Genomic DNA, 16,569 nt, shown 5'->3' on the forward strand with positions numbered 1-16,569 from the left:
GTTTAATATATTGATTGTAACGAAGAACTCATTTTATAGAGGAGGTATTATAATGAATTCTTTCATCAGCGCAGACAATGCTTGGGCTCTATGGTCAATCCTCGTCGGCACCGCGGCACTCAGCATCTATCTCGAGCAAACTTACGCATGGGCATCAAAGATCACCGGCGCCATTATCGGTCTCGTCATCGCCATGGTCCTCGCCAACCTCAACATCATCCCTACTGCCGCACCAACCTATGACGTGGTCTGGGGCTATGTCGTACCGCTGGCCATTCCTCTGTTGATGTTCAACGCCAACATTAAAAAGATCTGGCGTGAAAGCGGACGCATAATGATCATCTTCCTCCTGAGCTCAATTGGAACCATTGCAGGCGTTACTGTGGCACACGCCATGCTCAAGAACTCAATTCCAGAGCTGTACAAAATGTCCGCAATCATGACCGGTTCTTACATAGGCGGCGGGGTCAACTTCGCGGCTATGTCCGAAGCCTTCGGTGCCGGCGAATCCTGGATTTCAGCCCTCACCGTAGCGGACAACCTTCTGATGGCCCTCTACTTCTTCGTTTTACTTGCAATCCCAACCATGAACTTCTTCCTTAAAAAATTCAAGCATCCACATATCGATGCCGTCAACGCAATGGTGGACACATCCGAAGGCGAAACCCTCGCGAAGCAATACTGGGGTCGTAAAGAGATTTCATTAAGAGATATCGCTATGTCTCTTGCACTTGGCCTCATCATTGTCTGGGTCTCAACAGAACTGGCTGCAGTTCTCAAAGGCATCATTCCAACCGGAAACTTCTTCCTCGACCTGTCAAACGGTCTCCTCGGCAATAAATACCTGTTGATCACGACCTTCACTATGCTGCTGGCAACCTTCGCCCCTAAATTTATGAGCGGCATTCACGGCGCTCAGGAAATCGGAACCTTCCTCATCTACATCTTCCTGGTCGTCATCGGTGTTCCGGCTTCCATTTCAGTCATCATCAACCAGGCGCCTCTGCTCCTCGTCTTCACAGCCATTATCGTTATAATCAACATGCTGGTATCTCTTGTTCTTGGCAAACTCTTCAAATTTGATCTCGAAGAAATCCTCCTTGCTTCCAACGCGAACATCGGCGGTCCAACCACTGCCGCAGCAATGGCAATCGCAAAAGGCTGGAACAAGCTGGTTGGCCCAATCATTCTCGCAGGTGTCTTTGGTTACATCATAGGCAACTACCTGGGCATCTTTATGGGCAATCTTCTTCAGTACATGTAGATTAAGAAACTATCTGCAGGGCTCGGTTGGCGCGCCCTGCAGCTTTTGGAGGTGCAGCATGCTGCTCGACATTCACGGAGATATTTGGACTGACGTCACAGTCAAAAGTGCGCAAGGCAAGAGAAACATAATAAGGGATTATCATCTGGAGCGATTTAACAAAGGCAATATGGCAGGTGGGATCTTCGTAATCTGGGCGGATCCGCCCCACGATGCCCGCCCAAAAGAAAGGCTGCTCGAGAGTATCCAGGCAATGAGCAAGGAACTCTTCGACAGCAGAGACCTTGTCCAGGTCATGTACAGATCTGAAGATTTTGCGAAAGCCATCGCAGCCAACAAGCTCGCAGTCATGCTTGGGCTCGAGGGCCTCAGCGGCATTGGAGAAGATGTCGATGCCCTGTATACGCTCTACCAGTTGGGCTTCCGACACGCAAGCCTGACCTGGAACGAGCAGAACGCGCTGGCGACAGGCGTCAAAGGCGAACCTAGCCGCGGCCTGACTCAGAAAGGCAAAGAAGCCGTATCACTGATCCATGACCTTGGCATGATTATGGACGTCTCCCACTCCAACGTCAGAACCTTCTGGGACATTGCCGACCTTTCAAGCAAACCGATCATTGCGTCCCACAGCAACGCCAGAGCCTTGTGCGACGTTCCCAGGAATTTAACCGATGAACAAATCAAAACCATCGGCAGCAAAAATGGTTTGGTTGGACTTAACGCTTACAACGAGTTTATTCACGAAGAGCCGGCGGAGAGAACCGTCGACCGGCTGATCGATCACCTGGTGCACGTCGCAGGGCTGATTGGGATTGACAAAATTGCCCTGGGCTTCGACTTTTTCGAATACCTGTCCAGCTCGACCACGGACAGCTTTACCTCGGATACATATGCCGGCACTATAGGCCTCGAGGACATCACCCAGGCACCTAACATGATATCCCGGTTGAGCGCACGGGGCTTCAGCCAGGAAGAAATTGAACTGGTCAGCTATAAAAATTTCCTCGCATTAATGGATCGGGTAATAAAGTAAGTCGTTAATAGTTTAACTTGGTGACGCGGACGGAAATGAATTGAGTGCCTGTCACTCACTTCATTCCGGTGCCAGAGCTTGAGAGAATAATTCAAATCTATTTAACGCCTTCACTCCCCCAAATTTCATCACACAAAAAGCGCCAAGACCCAGCAGAGCTTTTCTGCCGATGGTCTTGGCGCTTCAAATTTCATTCAATTATTCATTCTCATCAGCCAGCGTGGCCTTCACAACCCACTTACCAGAGCTCTTTGAACCCTCTCTTACAACAAATCCGTCTTCCCGCAATTTCTTTAAATGTCTTTCAACAGTCCGGGTAGACCTGTTAAGTTTTTCTGACATCCCGGAAATCGTAACCCCGGAATCCGCCATCATCAGCTCGAGGATCCTTCCCTCAATACCCAGATCCTCATGATCTCTGTCCTTCTCAATCCCTTGTCTAACCTGCTTTGAATTTCTGTATAAAGTCACAATAAAAAAACCTTCAAAGTCAAATTCCGGCTCGGGTAAATGTTTCTCCGCCATGGCAATCCGCATCCGCTGTATGCCAGTCCCCATCTTTTCAATATAGTCACACTTTTCAAGAAGTGAAGCAATGACCGGATTTCTCGCCATTGAAATTTTACCGAAGTTCTTCACTTCCAAACCTTTAGGCAATCCCCCGGGGTTAGAGATCACAACCCGGTCATCAAATATTTCGATCATGACTTGAGCGCCTTTTTCAAAATAATCTCTATGGCAAACCGCATTAGTGACCGCTTCCCTCAAAGCCACCTCGGGAAGTTCCAAAATCTCCTTTCTCCTTAAGCCCTCAATTTCATAACTTAAATTAAGATGTTTTTTCAAAAACAAAATACCATCATCTATCATCTGCAAAATAGATCCACTCAAATCCTTTTTGTCCAAAATGATCACTTTATCTTTCCCTTTATATAACGCACACACGACCGAAGCATGACTTATATGTCGAATTGGATTGTCAGAGAAAAACAGAATTCCAGCATTATTGAGCCTAAATCTCTCGTCATCAGTCTGGCCACAGTTCAGATTTTCCAGAACGCTGACTGGATCCAGGACATTTGAAATTCCAGCAAGCCTTATGAAATTATCGTATGCACTCTTATTCAGAACGCTATCGACCTCAAGGTCCCTATTAATAATTTCGTCGAATCTAATCCTGCCTTCACTCTGAAAGAACTCCATAATATCATCCCGATCTAACTTTTGCGAATTCGCCCCAACACGCAAAAAGAACCCTTTTGAACAAGCATATGGCTTGTTTCTTCCCTCTGGTACCTCAATCACCATTACATTCTCAACAATTTCAATACTTATGCCGATGGTCGGCTTTATCCCCATCAGTGTATCCTGCACTCTTGATCTCGAAGAATTTGAGGTATCAATACCTTTAATTTCCCCGCGATCTGTAATACCCATAAGAATTTTTCCACCCGATGCATTTGCAAATGCTACAGCTTCTTCGACAAAAGTCTTATCGATATTCTCCTTGAACTCAATCTTATAATTTTCACCTGTCGCAACGATAGTATTTAGTTCGCTTTTGTTCACAAGACCACTCCTACCTGTCCAGCAGAACATTCTCTAACTAACTGTGCAAAGAATAATAAATTACAGACCTGCATTCTACCATCAGATAAAATTAACTTCAGCTAATGGATTATTTATTGTTCAATTTACGAAATGGCTTATTTCCACAGCCCTACCAACATTCTTTCCGACATTCTTTCCGACATTCTTTCCGACATTCTTTCCGACATTCTTTCCGACATCCAAAGTCACTTTACCATTTTTTAGACTTCGAAACATAAACTGTGTTCTTCCCATTTCCACGACTATGAATCAGGCCTTTGTCAATAAGACCGTTCAATGTCCGCACAGCTCGACTTTGAGAAAGTCCAAATGAAGTTTCTAGCTCTTTTCTGGAAACCTCATATTTGCTGCCTATAAATTCAGCAATTGACCGCTCAATTTCTGAAAGGTCTTCAGTCTCTCGAACGTATGACTCTGAATGAATTTGGGGATGCTCCCTATCCAAATTTAAGTTTGGCAGAGTTAGCATAAACACATTTTCAGTAACGTCTACTGACGGTTGGGTCCTTTCCCCTTGGTAGCATCTCTCAATCTTCTTAAAACCAATTCCAACAGAGTCAGCCAGATTCAGCCTGCGAAACACGTCCAACAAACGCAAATTACGAGGCACAGATATGCCAAATTTAAGATCAGAGGATGTCAAGCCAATTGGCAAACCACCAAAGGTTAAAAACTCAATGCGATCTTCAAATATTTTTATCAAAGTACTTCCGTTGAATGCGTAGTCCCTATGAACCACAGCATTCATCAACGCTTCACGTATAGCCTCTAATGGATAATCACGGAAGTCATGACGGTATAATCCTTCAATTTCTGATCTTGTTCTATTGAACTGATCTATATAGTCATATAAAGCGTAACATTGCTTCAGAATTGATCCGGTGAATTCCTCTCTAAACTTACATATCAAACTGCTGCCGCCCTGAATGAACGCTGCAGTAATCGAGTAACAATTCTGATCCGAAATGAGCAATCCCAAATTTGTAAAATCTCCTTCATCATTAATGATCCCCATAGATCTTTTCAGCTCATCATCCATCCTAATTTGAGATTTCTCAAAAATCCCTTCTGCTTGAATGAAGGTTAGCTCTTGATTATCAGAGCGCCGAGTTTCAAAGTGGTCTGTTTTTGAATCCTTACTTAAAATCCCATTAGGAAGCTCATCAATTTTCATTAAAAACACCTCATGCCCATTTTACCCAAAGTTGTCTATTCAAATCATTACCGAACGAAAAAAATGATTCGATACGATTCGAATCATTTTCGCTTTGTGTTGCAGACTGAATCGAAAAAATATCAAACACAAAACTACAATGAGCGCCTGACACTAAACCTCTTCACACAGCAAAGCGCCAAGACCCAGCAGAGCTTTTCTGCCGATGGTCTTGGCGCTTTCCATTTCTCAAATCAAAAAGCACGCCGCCCCCTACACTTCTTCCGGATCCCAGGACAGCACACCCGTCTCCACGGCCTCTTCATACCGACCGATCTTATAATTCAGCTTCTCCAGCATATTTTCAATAGCCACCTTCTGGGCCAGCAGATGAACGCGCTGCTCCACCAGGAGATCTCTTCGAGCCTCAATGGTATGCTCCCCCTGTTGTACCAGCTTGACATACTCAATCATGACCTCGACAGGCAGCCCGGCGCTGCGCATACATTTTGCCAGCTCCACCCACCTGCAGTCCAATTCAGTAAAATCACGAAGACCACTTGGCGTCCGGTTTACAGGCGGGATCATCCCCACCCTTTCGTAGTAGCGCAGCGTATCCGCTGAAAGTCCATATTTTTCACTAACCTCAGAAATGGTCAATTTAAAATGCCTCCCTAAACCTCAACGAATGAAATTAGTATAGACGGCTTCTTCCTTTTTCGGCAAAGGCACGCCGGCTTTTGCGCCCGCTTCCTTGCACTTCAAAAACCAGGCCATATTTCGCCCAAGGGTCCTCATGATCTTCATGCCTTCCAAATCTTGAACAACCTCTCCCGGTGTTAACCCATGCACGTTGTTCCAATAATTCGATGAAATGATAGGCATCTGTGAAATCGAAAAATATTTATTCAGCTGATCAAAAGTCGCCGTCGTCCCGGCCCGCCGCGCGCAGGCGATCGCCGCTGCCGGTTTCAAATAAAAGTTGCGTCTGCCAGAGCGCCCGTCCGTATAAAACACGCGGTCCATGAAAGCAGTCATCGCGCCATTCGCCGAAGCATAATGCACCGCCGCGCCAAAGATAAACCCATCATATTGACCAGCGATCTCAGTGAATTCATTCACCTTGTCGCCATACACGCAGTTTCCGGTTCTGCCGCAGGTCCCACAGTCTATGCATCCCGCCATAGGGCTTGTACCAATCCAGAAGAAATCCGTTTCGATCCCGTCCTCATTTAAAGCCTTCGAAACCTCCAACAACGCAGTATAAGTGCAGCCCTTTTCATGAGGGCTCCCGTTCACCAGTAAGACTTTCATCCTTCATTCCCTCTCTCTAAAAAACTTTATTATTTAATACCCGCCTGCTTCAGCCACTTCTCCAGTGCCTGTCCAGCACCAACCACACCGGTTCCGTGAATCGCCAGACCCTTTAAAACCGCCGCATCCGGGCAAATCTTCGCGATCTCCTTCTCACTGCGCCCGAGCCCGCTGCCCTCATGGGTGCAAAAAGGAAGGATCTTCTTTCCGGAAAAATCATAGGCTTCGAGGAAGGTATACACAGCCATGGGCATAGTGCCCCACCAGTTGGGATAGCCCAAAATAATGGTATCATATTCCTCCATGCCTGACACCTGAGCCGTCAGCGCCGGACGCGCACCCGCACGCAGCTCCTTCTGAGCCACCTCCGTCGCTTCCATGTAATCCAACGGATAAGCCGCAACGGTATCAATCTCAAACAGATCGCCACCCGTCAGCGCCCCCAGCATCTCAGCCGCCACGGCCGTATTCCCGACCTTCAAATCTTTAATGGCCCCGCTGACATAATTTTGTCCTTTTCGCGAGTAATACGCAATAAGTATCTTCCCCATAACAGTCACTCCCAATTCCCAAATTTCTCTACAAGCACATCCTGTAAATCTTCTCAATATCCTCCGCAGCCAAAGGCTGGAACGCGTACTTAGTCGCCCCAAGCTCCGCCGCCTTCTCCGCCATCAGTCCAAAATGCGTGTCGTCAATGCCAATCTCCGTCAGCGTGCTCTGCAGCCCCAGCGTCTCGAAGAAGAACGCCTTCAACCTCTCAATGCCCTGCTGCGCGATCTCCATCTGCGGCAGCGTCGGGTCAACACCGAACACATTCACACCATACTGAACGAATTTGCCGATGGTCTTCTCGCCCAGCGTATAAGCCATCCAGCGCGGCGTCAGAATCGCCAGTCCCAGCCCGTGTGTGATGTCGTAAAACGCCGAAAGCTCATGCTCCATTGGGTGACAGCTCCAGGCATGACGCTTCCCGCCGTTCACAAACCCATTGATTGCCCAGGAAGACGCCCACATCAGATTTGCCCTCGCCTCATAATTGTCCGGCTCGGCCAAAGCCACCGGCGTATACTTGATCACCGTCTTCATTAAACCTTCCATGACCGTATCCAGCATGTACAAGTCCTGATTCATATTGAAATAGACTTCAATTATATGACTCATAATGTCAGCGGCGCCACAGGCGGTTTGATACCTGTTCACGGAGTATGTCACCGTTGGGTCCAGGAAGGAGACTTTAGGCTGCATGACCGGAAAAAGCAAACCAATTTTATCGTTCGTCTCCGGGTTGCTGATGACACCGCCGGAATCCATTTCGGAACCCGTGGCGGAGAGGGTTAGGACCGTGACAATAGGTAAGCACTGCTCTACCGGGGTTTTCTTCAGGAGAATATCCCACGCGTCACCATCATAGTAAGCCGCCGCTCCGATATACTTCGTGCAGTCAATGACCGACCCGCCACCGACGGCCAGCAGCACATCAATGCCTTCTCTCTTGCAGATGTCCGCACCGGCATTGACCGAGGACACTCGCGGATTAGGATCTATCCCAGAAAGTTCGAAAAGCTCGAGGCCCGCCTTCTTGATCTCCTCCACGACTTTGTCATAGAGGCCAATCTTCTTGATGGACCCACCGCCGTAAGTCAAGAGCACCTTCTTGCCGTATTTGCTCAGCTCCGGGCCCAGGTTCCCCAGCTGATTTTCACCGAAATACACTTTGGTTGGAATGTCGTATACAAAATTATTCATGTGGAATTGTCCTTTCATTTTCAAATTAAGTGGAGTAAAGTAATTTTTTTCTCACAATCCTACGCTATCAAATATCACACTAACCTTCAAAAACCTCAGCCACCGACTTAAGATGCTGAACAATCTCAAGATGCTGCGGACATAGGGCCTCGCACCTTTTGCACTCAATACAATCCGACGCCTTACCAAAAGCCTTGGCATAATTCTCATAATAGACCTTTTGTAAGGAAAATTTTTTATTCGTCGACTGCATCTCTGCGTTGTACAGCGCCAAATAGTTTGGAATCGGAATATTTTTCGGACAATCGTCCACACAGTACCGGCAAGCCGTACAAGCTACAGCTATGGCCTCATTGATGATCGACACCGCCTTCTGGATGGTCTCGACCTCCGCCTGCCCCAGCGGCTCGAAAGTCTTCATAACACTCATATTGTCCAGCAGCTGCTCCATAGTTGACATGCCGCTCAACACCATAAAGACGCCCTCATGGCTCCCGGCAAATCGCACTGCCCAGGAAGGTACAGACCAATCCAGCCGATGGTTCTTAAACATCAGTTCCGCCGCCTCCGGAATACGAGCCAAAGCGCCGCCTTTCACCGGTTCCATAACAATCACAGGTTTATTGTGGCGCCTCGCTGTTTGATAGCACTTCCTCGACTGAATCCCCTCATGCTCCCAATCCAGATAATTGATCTGAAGCTGAACAAAGTCGACCTCGGGATGCGCGCTCAATATGTCCTCAAGCAGCCCCGCATGATCATGATAAGAAAAACCAATCTGCCCGATCTTGCCTTCTCTCTTCTTCTGCAGGACAAACTCAAAGCACTCAAGATCTTTGGCAATCTCATAATGTGAGATGCTCAAATTGTGCAGGAGATAATAGTCAAAATAGTCAACGCCGCACTTTTCCAGCTGCTCATTGAAAATTCGTTCCCGGTCCTCTTTCGTTTTCAGAAACATGACAGGCAGCTTTGACGCCAGTTTAAACCGTTCCCTTGGATGCCGTTTGACCAGCGCCTCGCGAATGGCAATTTCACTTTTGAAATCATGGTACATATAGGCGGTGTCAAAATAAGTAAAACCTTGATCCAGGAACGTATCCACCATCTGATTAAGGGCTTCCAGATCTATACTTGACGCCTGCTCCGGGTCAGACAGCGGCAGACGCATTAAACCAAATCCGAGTTTTTTCACAACATAACCTCCAGTGCTAGATTCTGACAACAGTAATGAACTGGATCCCACCACGAGATCAGCTTTGTAACTCCCACGACAAAACCAGCAGCGCATTTCATCCTACCCATCATAAACCCTGGAGTTAACTCCAAGTCAAGGGTTTGCGAAAAACTTATTATTACATTGAATTAAAGTTTCACTTCACCCTTCAAAAATTCAAAAGCCAAAACCACCTTTTGCCGATGGTCTTGGCCCTTCCCATTTCTCAACATGAAAATCTTGATCTATGCCTTCACATACGAACAACAATAATCCGTGACTTCCTCAACCACTAATTTGAATCTCGAATTCGCCGGCACCTCAAACGTAAAAGCATCATGAATCGATATCCACGGCTGATCCTCAGAAAGCTGAACACTGAGTCTGCCTGACATGATTTCCATAACTTCCTTCTCCGCCGTGCCAAACTCATATTCACCCGGCATCATAATGCCTAGGGTCTTCTTTTCCCCATCCTCGAAGATCACAGTACGGCTTGTCACCGCGCCACCAAAATACTTATTTGCTTCTTTAACCACTGTCACATTTTTGAATTCACTCATGCTCCAACCATCCTTCAACCATTATTAACACCGAATCCGCTTTAAACAAACGAACCTCAAGAATCCTTTCTACCATTATATCTTCTTTTTCTCTGCGCTCAAGGCCGGCATTAACACAAATCGACCCTTTCCAACAAATATTTCAGGAGATCCGCATTAAAATCATAAATATATTTTGATAAGTGACCCCGCACCTGTTACACTAAACACGTATACGCCATAATCCCATTGACTGATCTGTCTAAAAACACAAACATCGACCTCACGAGGAGCCCTAACCCATGTCTAAATCCAACAATAAAGAACTCACCAACTGGCTTGCCTACCTGGCCGTCTGCATCTTCTGGGGCTCCGCCTATGTTGCCATAAAAATTGGCGTCACGGACATTGCGCCGCTATTCTTCACCTCTCTCAGATTCTCCATCGCAGGCGCCCTGATGCTGCTTTACGCATTCCTGAAAGGCATTCCATTCCCCAGTTATCCACGAGAATATGTTCAATCCGCCATCATTGGTCTCTTGATCCTCTTTGGCGGTCCCGCCTTTGTAGGACTGGCCTCACGCTATATCAGCGCCGGCGCCGTCTCCCTGATTGTCGCTTCAATTCCGCTGGCCGTTGCCGTCATGCAAATAATCTGTTATCCAAAGCTCAGGACTGCTAACCTCCGCATATGGCTAGGTCTCTTAATTGGCTTCAGCGGCGTTGCCATCCTCATCTTTTCAGGCGGCGGCGACATGCGGCTGGATCTGCGCGGCGTCATCCTGTGCCTGATCTCAGTCGTGCTCTGGTCCGCAGGCACCATCTATTCAGGGACGGTGAGACTGCGAAGCCACATGATCGTGCAGTCCGGACTTCAAATGTTCTTTGCCGGTCTAGGGATTCTGGCCGCCAGCTTTGCCACAGGCGAAAACCACACCCTGAACGTCTCAATCGAAAGCCTCATGGCGCTCCTCTTCCTGATCATCTTCGGTTCTATCCTGGCTTACAGCGCCTATATGCACATCATAAAGTCCTGGCCTCTCGCGAAAGCCAATACTTATGCCTACATCAACCCTATGGTCGCCGTTCTCATGGGCTGGCTGATCCTGAACGAGCCCATCACCCCTGGCATTCTGCTTTCCATGGCCGTCATTCTTTCCGGGGTCATCCTGGTACAAGCCGACACCTCCAAACCACAGCAAGTGCTGGAGACTGCGGAGTCAGCAGCGTAAACTTATTGAAAGAACAAGAGCCAAGACCATTTATTTTGCCGATGGTCTTGGCTCTTTCATTTAATCCCTTAAATCAGCCATACCGGAACAGCCCATACCTCACGAGTTATAGGCAATAAATCATCCGCCATGCATACAACATTTCCCATGCCACATTCCAGACCGGTTTTCTCCAATATTGAAAAATGACGGCCTGCACTCTTTTGGGGATTGCTGCTTTTCTTAATCTCTATTGGATAGAGTCTTCCATTTTCTTCTATGATTAGATCGATTTCTTTTTGATCTGAATCTCTATAGTAAAACACCGGTGGTCTTTTTCCAGCATTCAAATAACTCTTTATTATTTCAGAAACTACAAAGGTCTCAAAAAACGCGCCTGACATGGCTGAAACCTCTAAAGCTTCACTGGATGTCCATCTCGTCAGATAAGCACAAAGACCGGTGTCCATAAAATACATGTTTGGCGCTTTAATAATTCTTTTTAGAGCATTGTTGAAATAGGGTTCTATCAGAACAACAATTCCTGATGTAACTAAAATTGACAACCAGTTTTTTGCAGTTGGCGCAGAAATGCCTACATCCTTTGCCAATTCAGAATAATTTACCATTTGACTCGTTCTTGCTGCGCAAGCTGTTAAGAACCTCTGAAATTGCATTTCATCAGCGACCTGAGTCAAATCTCTGATATCTCTATGGATATAAGTGTCAACATAGGAGGCATAAAATCTTTCAACACTTTGCTCTCTTTCATAGAGTGCGGGCATTGAACCTTTATAGATCCGTTCATAGACTTCAATCAAATTCATCTTTTTTGCAGAACCAACTCTGTTCATTAAACGTTTAGTATCTGTTGAAAAAGGCTCATTCGGTATCTTGTTCAACTCTGAGATAGAAAGCCCCTGCATAGGTATAATACCCACTCGCCCTGCGAGACTTTCACTTACCCCTTTCATCATATGAAACATCTGAGATCCTGTAAGCCAAAATTCCCCCATTTTCTTTCCTTTATCTACATGAATCTTTATATACGGCAACAGTTCGGGCGCATACTGGATCTCATCAATAATCACCGGCGGTTCGTACCGCTGCAGAAATAGCAAAGGATCTTCTTTTGCCAATTGTCTGGCTGCCGGATCATCCAGACTTACATATTTCCGCTCTTTTTCAGCAATTTTTTCTAAGAGTGTTGTTTTTCCGACCTGTCTTGGACCAGTTAACAACAGTACAGGAAATGAATTGGCAACTTCTTTCACGATCAATTCCAAAGCTCTGTTAATAAACATCCCTTGTCACCTCATCTCATAAAAACAATAATATCCGTATAATTGAAATTCTGATTTTATATTACACGAGTATAACGCAATAAACAAGCAGTAAAATCCGTGTAATTTAAAATCATATTTTAAATTACACGGATTTTTCATATACTAATAATCATAAAGTGGCGAGGTGGTTCCAAACACCCATTTCCACCAAACAACTCACATAGATTTCTGATCCATTTTAAACGCCACTGCCTCAATAATCACACCATACAAAATCCCAGCCAGAAAACTAACAACATCCGTGAACCCAGTTGAACTGTAAAAAGCAAAAGACACAATAAGTCCGAGTATCGCACCTCTAACGACCACATTAAGCAGTTTAATCCCCCTGCCAGACAGACCAATAACCAGCCCCATAATCACACGGTTATACCACAGAGAAAACAGAAAATAAGGCTCACTTTGAAAGCCCGACCTGACAGACGCACCGATAATGCAGACAATCCCAAGCATAACACCCGTAATCAGGCAGATTTTCATTCTTTTCGTGAACATGCAATACACCTCACTTTTCCTTCACTTGTTCCTTACTTAGACTCCCGCGTCCTACATCACATCTATACCCAATTTCCAACCCCAAACAAAAACTTCCAACCAACCCCCCCCAACCATGCATTTTCTCCAAAACTATGTTACAATAAATTATCCCCCCCGGGGGGGTGATTCCCACAAAACGAAAGGAAGTCAGATCATGCCCCACGCACACAAGCACACAGAAACCAAAAACGTCGTCAACCGCCTCTCCCGGGCGATTGGACACCTGGAATCCGTTAAGAAAATGGTCATAGACGGCAAGGACTGTACCGACATCCTCATCCAGCTCTCCGCAGTCACTGCAGCGATCAATAACACAGGCAAAATTATTCTGGTAGATCACATCCGACACTGTGTGGCAGACGCAGTGGAAAATGATGATCAGACCGTCCTGGATCAGCTTGAAGATGCCATCCACAAATTCATCCGCTAAGTTACATAAAAGCACCATTGATAAAACCAAAAAATCTGCCGTTCTTTTCGCTTTCATAGCTGCAACTTTTTACGCTCTGAGCACACCCTTTTCAAAACTGCTGCTGACCAATCTGGATGGCACCATCCTCGCAGGACTTCTCTATTTGGGCGCCGGTATTGGCATGCTTGCCATCTTGCTGGTCTACAAAGTCTTCAACCTCGATGCCAGCGAAATCTCCCTTGGCAAATCCGAGCTGAAATACATTATTGCAATGGTCCTACTGGACATAGCCGCACCCATTTTTCTGATGGCAGGCCTGTCCATGTCCTCAGCCGCCAATGTGTCCCTCCTCAACAACTTCGAAATTGTCACCACCACCATGGTCGCCTCGCTGGTGTTTCACGAAAAGATCTCCAAGTCCCTTGGCATAGGCATCGCCCTCGTCACATTATCCACCATGATCCTGAGCTTCCAGAGCGAGGGCAGCCTTTCCTTTTCCATCGGCTCAGCCTTTGTCCTCCTGGCCTGCCTGAGCTGGGGCCTTGAAAACAACTGTACCCGGATGCTGTCGAGCAAAGATCCCAAGCAAATTGTCGTAATCAAAGGCTTCGGATCAGGTCTCGGTGCCCTTGGCATTGGGCTTTTCATCGGCAAATCCCTGCCTGAACCCAAGCTCCTGATCGCCGCCTTAGTCCTCGGATTCATTGCCTATGGCTTCAGCGTCTACCTGTATGTCCTGGCCCAAAGGAGCCTGGGCGCGTCTAAAACCAGCGCCTTTTACGCCGTCGCGCCTTTTATTGGCGCCGCGGCCTCCATAGTGGTTTTCAGAGAGCTCCCCGGACTCAACTTTTGGGTGGCGCTCGCCGTCCTGGCCCTGGGGACTTATTATACGAACAAGGGATGACGCCAAGTGGAAGAAGGTTTCTGACGCCTTCCACCAAAACTCAAAAGAGCCAAGACCGTTTTTGCCGATGGTCTTGGCTCTTTCACATTATCCCTATCTAACTATGATCATTAATTAGCTGCCCTGCCTTCAAATTCAATATCCCCATTTTCATTTCTATTGTACTTGCTGAAAAACTCGTCCCATAACATCCAGGCTTCAGACGGCAGACAGAGATGCCCTTTCTGATCGACGACTGAATAACGAACCATAGGCGTATTATTATCGTTGACGAACATGAAGTGATTATAGGCGCCATTTTTGTAATAGGAGCCTTGATCCACGGCGATGGTTTGGTTCCGTTCAATCCAGTATTCTACGGTCGTTTTAGCAGCTGCGTTTTGAGTCAAGGACCCACCACCTATGTCATTCTGTCCCATTATAATCCAAACAGGAACTTCATAGTCAGTATTCACATCTGTCAATTCATACATAGCAGGATTTATTATGACACCTGAAGTCGAGCCTGAAGCTGTAAAAATATCAGGCAATGCCATTGCGGCGCGCAGGCTCATCATGGAACCCATAGACTGGCCGGTACAGTAAACTTTGCCTTGATCCACGCTGTATCTGCTTTCCACGTTTTCAATCATGCTTTTTGTAAATTCAATGTCATCCGGCGCGGTCGGAACAGCCGCGACATTCCATGACGGATGCGGGATGCCGTTGCGCTTCATAGGGTAGCCCTGCGGCATGACTACAATGAAATTGCGCTCTTCTGCAATTTTATACCACTGCAGGTAGTCAATATAAGAAGCGCTGGTTTGAGAGCCGCCATGGTAGACGACGACCACAGGCAGAGGCTGATCCGGATTGCTTTGGGCAGAGGTCGGAACATACTCGTACCATGTCCGCTTGTAGCCATCCACAACCAGGCTTTGCCCAACCATGCCTGCGCCCTCTTCGCCAAGGAGCGCACGAAGATTGGTGTTGGTAATGCCTGCGAATCTGCCGACTTTGCTCAAAAACTCATCCCATACTTGTTCGTTGAATTCCGGGTCATATTTAACTGTATTTTTCTTGGTAAACTGCACCTTTGCGACTGGTTGGGCGTCGATCATACGGTCGACTGTCGTCAACTCAGGCATATAAACGCGGGTGTCGTCAAGTGTATAAGCTTGATCGCTGACATTATTCGCAGCCATCCAATACGCCAAAGTCGCTGACGCCGAATCATTAAGCTTATTCGCGATCATCCACACCGGTACCGGCACTTCAGATAACGCCACTTGGGGATCGTTGGAAGCCAAGCCGGCGGTCTCCATCATAAACGTCTCAGTAACATTGATTTCTCCAAACGTCGCAAGCCCCGCCCAGGAATTAGGCGTCCTCATAGCAGCCTGCTGCGCCACCGTGGCCCCCTCCTGATATCCCAAAATATACATATTCCCAGGGTAAGGATTGTAATAGACTCGCTTCGCGGTCTCCGCCACAACGGCTTTAATATAGTCAACTTCTGTGCCATCTTGCTTCCACTCGCCTTCAAAAGGTTCAGGAACAAACAAATAGAAGCCATTTTTATCCGCGATCTCCATCCAGCCGCTGTCCTCAATAAAGTCGGCGGCAGTTTCACCATTCGGCGGAAGAATAAAAACACTCGAAGCGCAGTGGACGCCGCTTTCAGGTATGTACGCCTTAAAAGTTCTGGTAAGATTGCCGATGGTCACCGTCTGCTCATATAATCCCGTATAAGGCAGCCTCATGGGATCCAGAAGATCGAGCTGATTCGTGACCTCCTCAAAGTTCGTTGGAAACGCTGGAATCGTAGAATTCGCCAAATTCGGAATACTGACGAGTGAAACTGCAATGACACATATCATTAGGAAAGACCAGAAACGTCGCTTCATAAAATGCCTCCTATTGTCATAGTTGTCGGTCGGCCTGCTTTCAATAACAAATACGCATTTTTATCACTTTATATAAGATGATAATATTGGATCCTTAATCAATGTCACCTCCCGAATTAATAAAAAAGACATTATACGATCATTCACTGTCTGCAGACGCGCACCGCTCTTATGCCTAAATTTAAAGCATTTTGAGCGTTGTAAATAGTGACAAAGCCTGTTTCGATGTTTCGATTTAGACTTGATCATGTTTCATTTGAAGTCCAACTGTATCAAATTTCTGTTTTTTGAGCAATTTCGATTCATGACTATTGAAAAGTATGTTATGCCAACTGCACTTTATGCTATAATATTTGTAATATTGAAAAATTTCACCCAGTGAAACAACGTA

The 16,569-nt window shown here is 46.6% G+C and carries 16 protein-coding genes; 5 read left to right on the forward strand and 11 right to left on the reverse strand.

Annotation, left to right across the window (positions count from 1 at the left end):
• The first annotated feature begins 52 nt into the window (after positions 1-52).
• Together OEL90_RS12715 and OEL90_RS12720 are read left to right on the forward strand one after the other, a co-directional pair.
• Positions 53-1,264, forward strand: coding sequence for a DUF819 domain-containing protein (locus tag OEL90_RS12715; RefSeq protein WP_300689147.1), 1,212 nt, complete (start codon positions 53-55; stop codon positions 1,262-1,264).
• A gap of 58 nt (positions 1,265-1,322) precedes the next feature.
• Complete coding sequence (locus OEL90_RS12720; protein ID WP_300689150.1) at positions 1,323-2,297, forward strand: dipeptidase; 975 nt, start codon at positions 1,323-1,325, stop codon at positions 2,295-2,297.
• Between the two features lie 198 nt (positions 2,298-2,495).
• On the opposite strand, the gene OEL90_RS12725 is transcribed toward OEL90_RS12720, so the two are convergent.
• From OEL90_RS12725 to OEL90_RS12760, 8 genes are all read right to left on the reverse strand, one after another.
• Positions 2,496-3,866: a helix-turn-helix domain-containing protein gene (locus tag OEL90_RS12725; RefSeq protein WP_300689153.1), complete on the reverse strand. Its 1,371-nt coding sequence runs from the start codon at positions 3,864-3,866 to the stop codon at positions 2,496-2,498.
• A gap of 232 nt (positions 3,867-4,098) precedes the next feature.
• Positions 4,099-5,082: an ATP-binding protein gene (locus OEL90_RS12730; RefSeq protein WP_300689155.1), complete on the reverse strand. Its 984-nt coding sequence runs from the start codon at positions 5,080-5,082 to the stop codon at positions 4,099-4,101.
• A 252-nt stretch (positions 5,083-5,334) separates the two neighbouring features.
• Positions 5,335-5,721, reverse strand: coding sequence for a MerR family transcriptional regulator (locus OEL90_RS12735; protein ID WP_300689157.1), 387 nt, complete (start codon positions 5,719-5,721; stop codon positions 5,335-5,337).
• A gap of 21 nt (positions 5,722-5,742) precedes the next feature.
• Entirely contained in the window at positions 5,743-6,375 is a 633-nt protein-coding gene (locus OEL90_RS12740) for a flavodoxin family protein (RefSeq protein ID WP_300689158.1), read from the reverse strand.
• 29 nt (positions 6,376-6,404) lie between these two features.
• The gene (locus tag OEL90_RS12745; RefSeq protein WP_300689160.1) at positions 6,405-6,926 is read right to left on the reverse strand and encodes a flavodoxin; all 522 of its coding nucleotides are present in this window, start codon (positions 6,924-6,926) and stop codon (positions 6,405-6,407) included.
• A 28-nt stretch (positions 6,927-6,954) separates the two neighbouring features.
• Complete coding sequence (locus OEL90_RS12750) at positions 6,955-8,124, reverse strand: iron-containing alcohol dehydrogenase (protein ID WP_300689162.1); 1,170 nt, start codon at positions 8,122-8,124, stop codon at positions 6,955-6,957.
• A gap of 79 nt (positions 8,125-8,203) precedes the next feature.
• Complete coding sequence (locus tag OEL90_RS12755) at positions 8,204-9,319, reverse strand: aldo/keto reductase (protein WP_300689165.1); 1,116 nt, start codon at positions 9,317-9,319, stop codon at positions 8,204-8,206.
• Positions 9,320-9,585: 266 nt separating this feature from the next.
• Positions 9,586-9,903 carry a pyrimidine/purine nucleoside phosphorylase gene (locus OEL90_RS12760; protein ID WP_300689168.1) on the reverse strand — a complete coding sequence of 106 codons (318 nt, stop codon included), beginning with the start codon at positions 9,901-9,903 and terminating at the stop codon, positions 9,586-9,588.
• A 281-nt stretch (positions 9,904-10,184) separates the two neighbouring features.
• On the opposite strand from OEL90_RS12760, the gene OEL90_RS12765 reads away from it, so the two are divergent.
• Positions 10,185-11,114, forward strand: coding sequence for an EamA family transporter (locus tag OEL90_RS12765; protein WP_300689171.1), 930 nt, complete (start codon positions 10,185-10,187; stop codon positions 11,112-11,114).
• Positions 11,115-11,182: 68 nt separating this feature from the next.
• On the opposite strand, the gene OEL90_RS12770 is transcribed toward OEL90_RS12765, so the two are convergent.
• Together OEL90_RS12770 and OEL90_RS12775 are read right to left on the reverse strand one after the other, a co-directional pair.
• Positions 11,183-12,397 carry an ATP-binding protein gene (locus OEL90_RS12770; RefSeq protein WP_300689174.1) on the reverse strand — a complete coding sequence of 405 codons (1,215 nt, stop codon included), beginning with the start codon at positions 12,395-12,397 and terminating at the stop codon, positions 11,183-11,185.
• A gap of 198 nt (positions 12,398-12,595) precedes the next feature.
• A complete protein-coding gene (locus OEL90_RS12775) occupies positions 12,596-12,934 on the reverse strand; it encodes a hypothetical protein (RefSeq protein ID WP_300689177.1) in 339 nt (112 codons plus the stop codon).
• A gap of 196 nt (positions 12,935-13,130) precedes the next feature.
• On the opposite strand from OEL90_RS12775, the gene OEL90_RS12780 reads away from it, so the two are divergent.
• Together OEL90_RS12780 and OEL90_RS12785 are read left to right on the forward strand one after the other, a co-directional pair.
• Positions 13,131-13,406 carry a metal-sensing transcriptional repressor gene (locus OEL90_RS12780; RefSeq protein ID WP_300689179.1) on the forward strand — a complete coding sequence of 92 codons (276 nt, stop codon included), beginning with the start codon at positions 13,131-13,133 and terminating at the stop codon, positions 13,404-13,406.
• Positions 13,381-14,292 (forward strand): DMT family transporter, encoded by a 912-nt coding sequence (locus tag OEL90_RS12785; protein ID WP_300689182.1) that lies wholly within the window; start codon positions 13,381-13,383, stop codon positions 14,290-14,292. The genes OEL90_RS12780 and OEL90_RS12785 overlap by 26 nt, the downstream gene beginning before the upstream one ends.
• Positions 14,293-14,402: 110 nt before the next feature.
• Here OEL90_RS12785 and OEL90_RS12790 read toward each other — a convergent pair whose 3' ends face one another.
• Positions 14,403-16,178: an alpha/beta hydrolase-fold protein gene (locus OEL90_RS12790; protein ID WP_300689185.1), complete on the reverse strand. Its 1,776-nt coding sequence runs from the start codon at positions 16,176-16,178 to the stop codon at positions 14,403-14,405.
• Positions 16,179-16,569: the final 391 nt, after the last annotated feature.

It is taken from the genome of Acidaminobacter sp. (assembly GCF_030247605.1).
Classification (GTDB): Bacteria; Bacillota; Clostridia; order Peptostreptococcales; family Acidaminobacteraceae; genus Acidaminobacter.

Excerpts from the sequence above, each read along its gene's own strand:
- OEL90_RS12780 (WP_300689179.1), top strand. The coding sequence starts at position 13,131 with ATGCCCCACGCACACAAGCACACAGAAACCAAAAACGTCGTCAACCGC.
- OEL90_RS12765 (WP_300689171.1), top strand. The coding sequence starts at position 10,185 with ATGTCTAAATCCAACAATAAAGAACTCACCAACTGGCTTGCCTACCTG.
- OEL90_RS12730 (WP_300689155.1), bottom strand. The coding sequence starts at position 5,082 with ATGAAAATTGATGAGCTTCCTAATGGGATTTTAAGTAAGGATTCAAAA.
- OEL90_RS12720 (WP_300689150.1), top strand. The coding sequence starts at position 1,323 with ATGCTGCTCGACATTCACGGAGATATTTGGACTGACGTCACAGTCAAA.
- OEL90_RS12790 (WP_300689185.1), bottom strand. The coding sequence starts at position 16,178 with ATGAAGCGACGTTTCTGGTCTTTCCTAATGATATGTGTCATTGCAGTT.
- OEL90_RS12745 (WP_300689160.1), bottom strand. The coding sequence starts at position 6,926 with ATGGGGAAGATACTTATTGCGTATTACTCGCGAAAAGGACAAAATTAT.
- OEL90_RS12740 (WP_300689158.1), bottom strand. The coding sequence starts at position 6,375 with ATGAAAGTCTTACTGGTGAACGGGAGCCCTCATGAAAAGGGCTGCACT.
- OEL90_RS12785 (WP_300689182.1), top strand. The coding sequence starts at position 13,381 with ATGCCATCCACAAATTCATCCGCTAAGTTACATAAAAGCACCATTGAT.
- OEL90_RS12715 (WP_300689147.1), top strand. The coding sequence starts at position 53 with ATGAATTCTTTCATCAGCGCAGACAATGCTTGGGCTCTATGGTCAATC.
- OEL90_RS12770 (WP_300689174.1), bottom strand. The coding sequence starts at position 12,397 with ATGTTTATTAACAGAGCTTTGGAATTGATCGTGAAAGAAGTTGCCAAT.
- OEL90_RS12775 (WP_300689177.1), bottom strand. The coding sequence starts at position 12,934 with ATGTTCACGAAAAGAATGAAAATCTGCCTGATTACGGGTGTTATGCTT.
- OEL90_RS12760 (WP_300689168.1), bottom strand. The coding sequence starts at position 9,903 with ATGAGTGAATTCAAAAATGTGACAGTGGTTAAAGAAGCAAATAAGTAT.
- OEL90_RS12750 (WP_300689162.1), bottom strand. The coding sequence starts at position 8,124 with ATGAATAATTTTGTATACGACATTCCAACCAAAGTGTATTTCGGTGAA.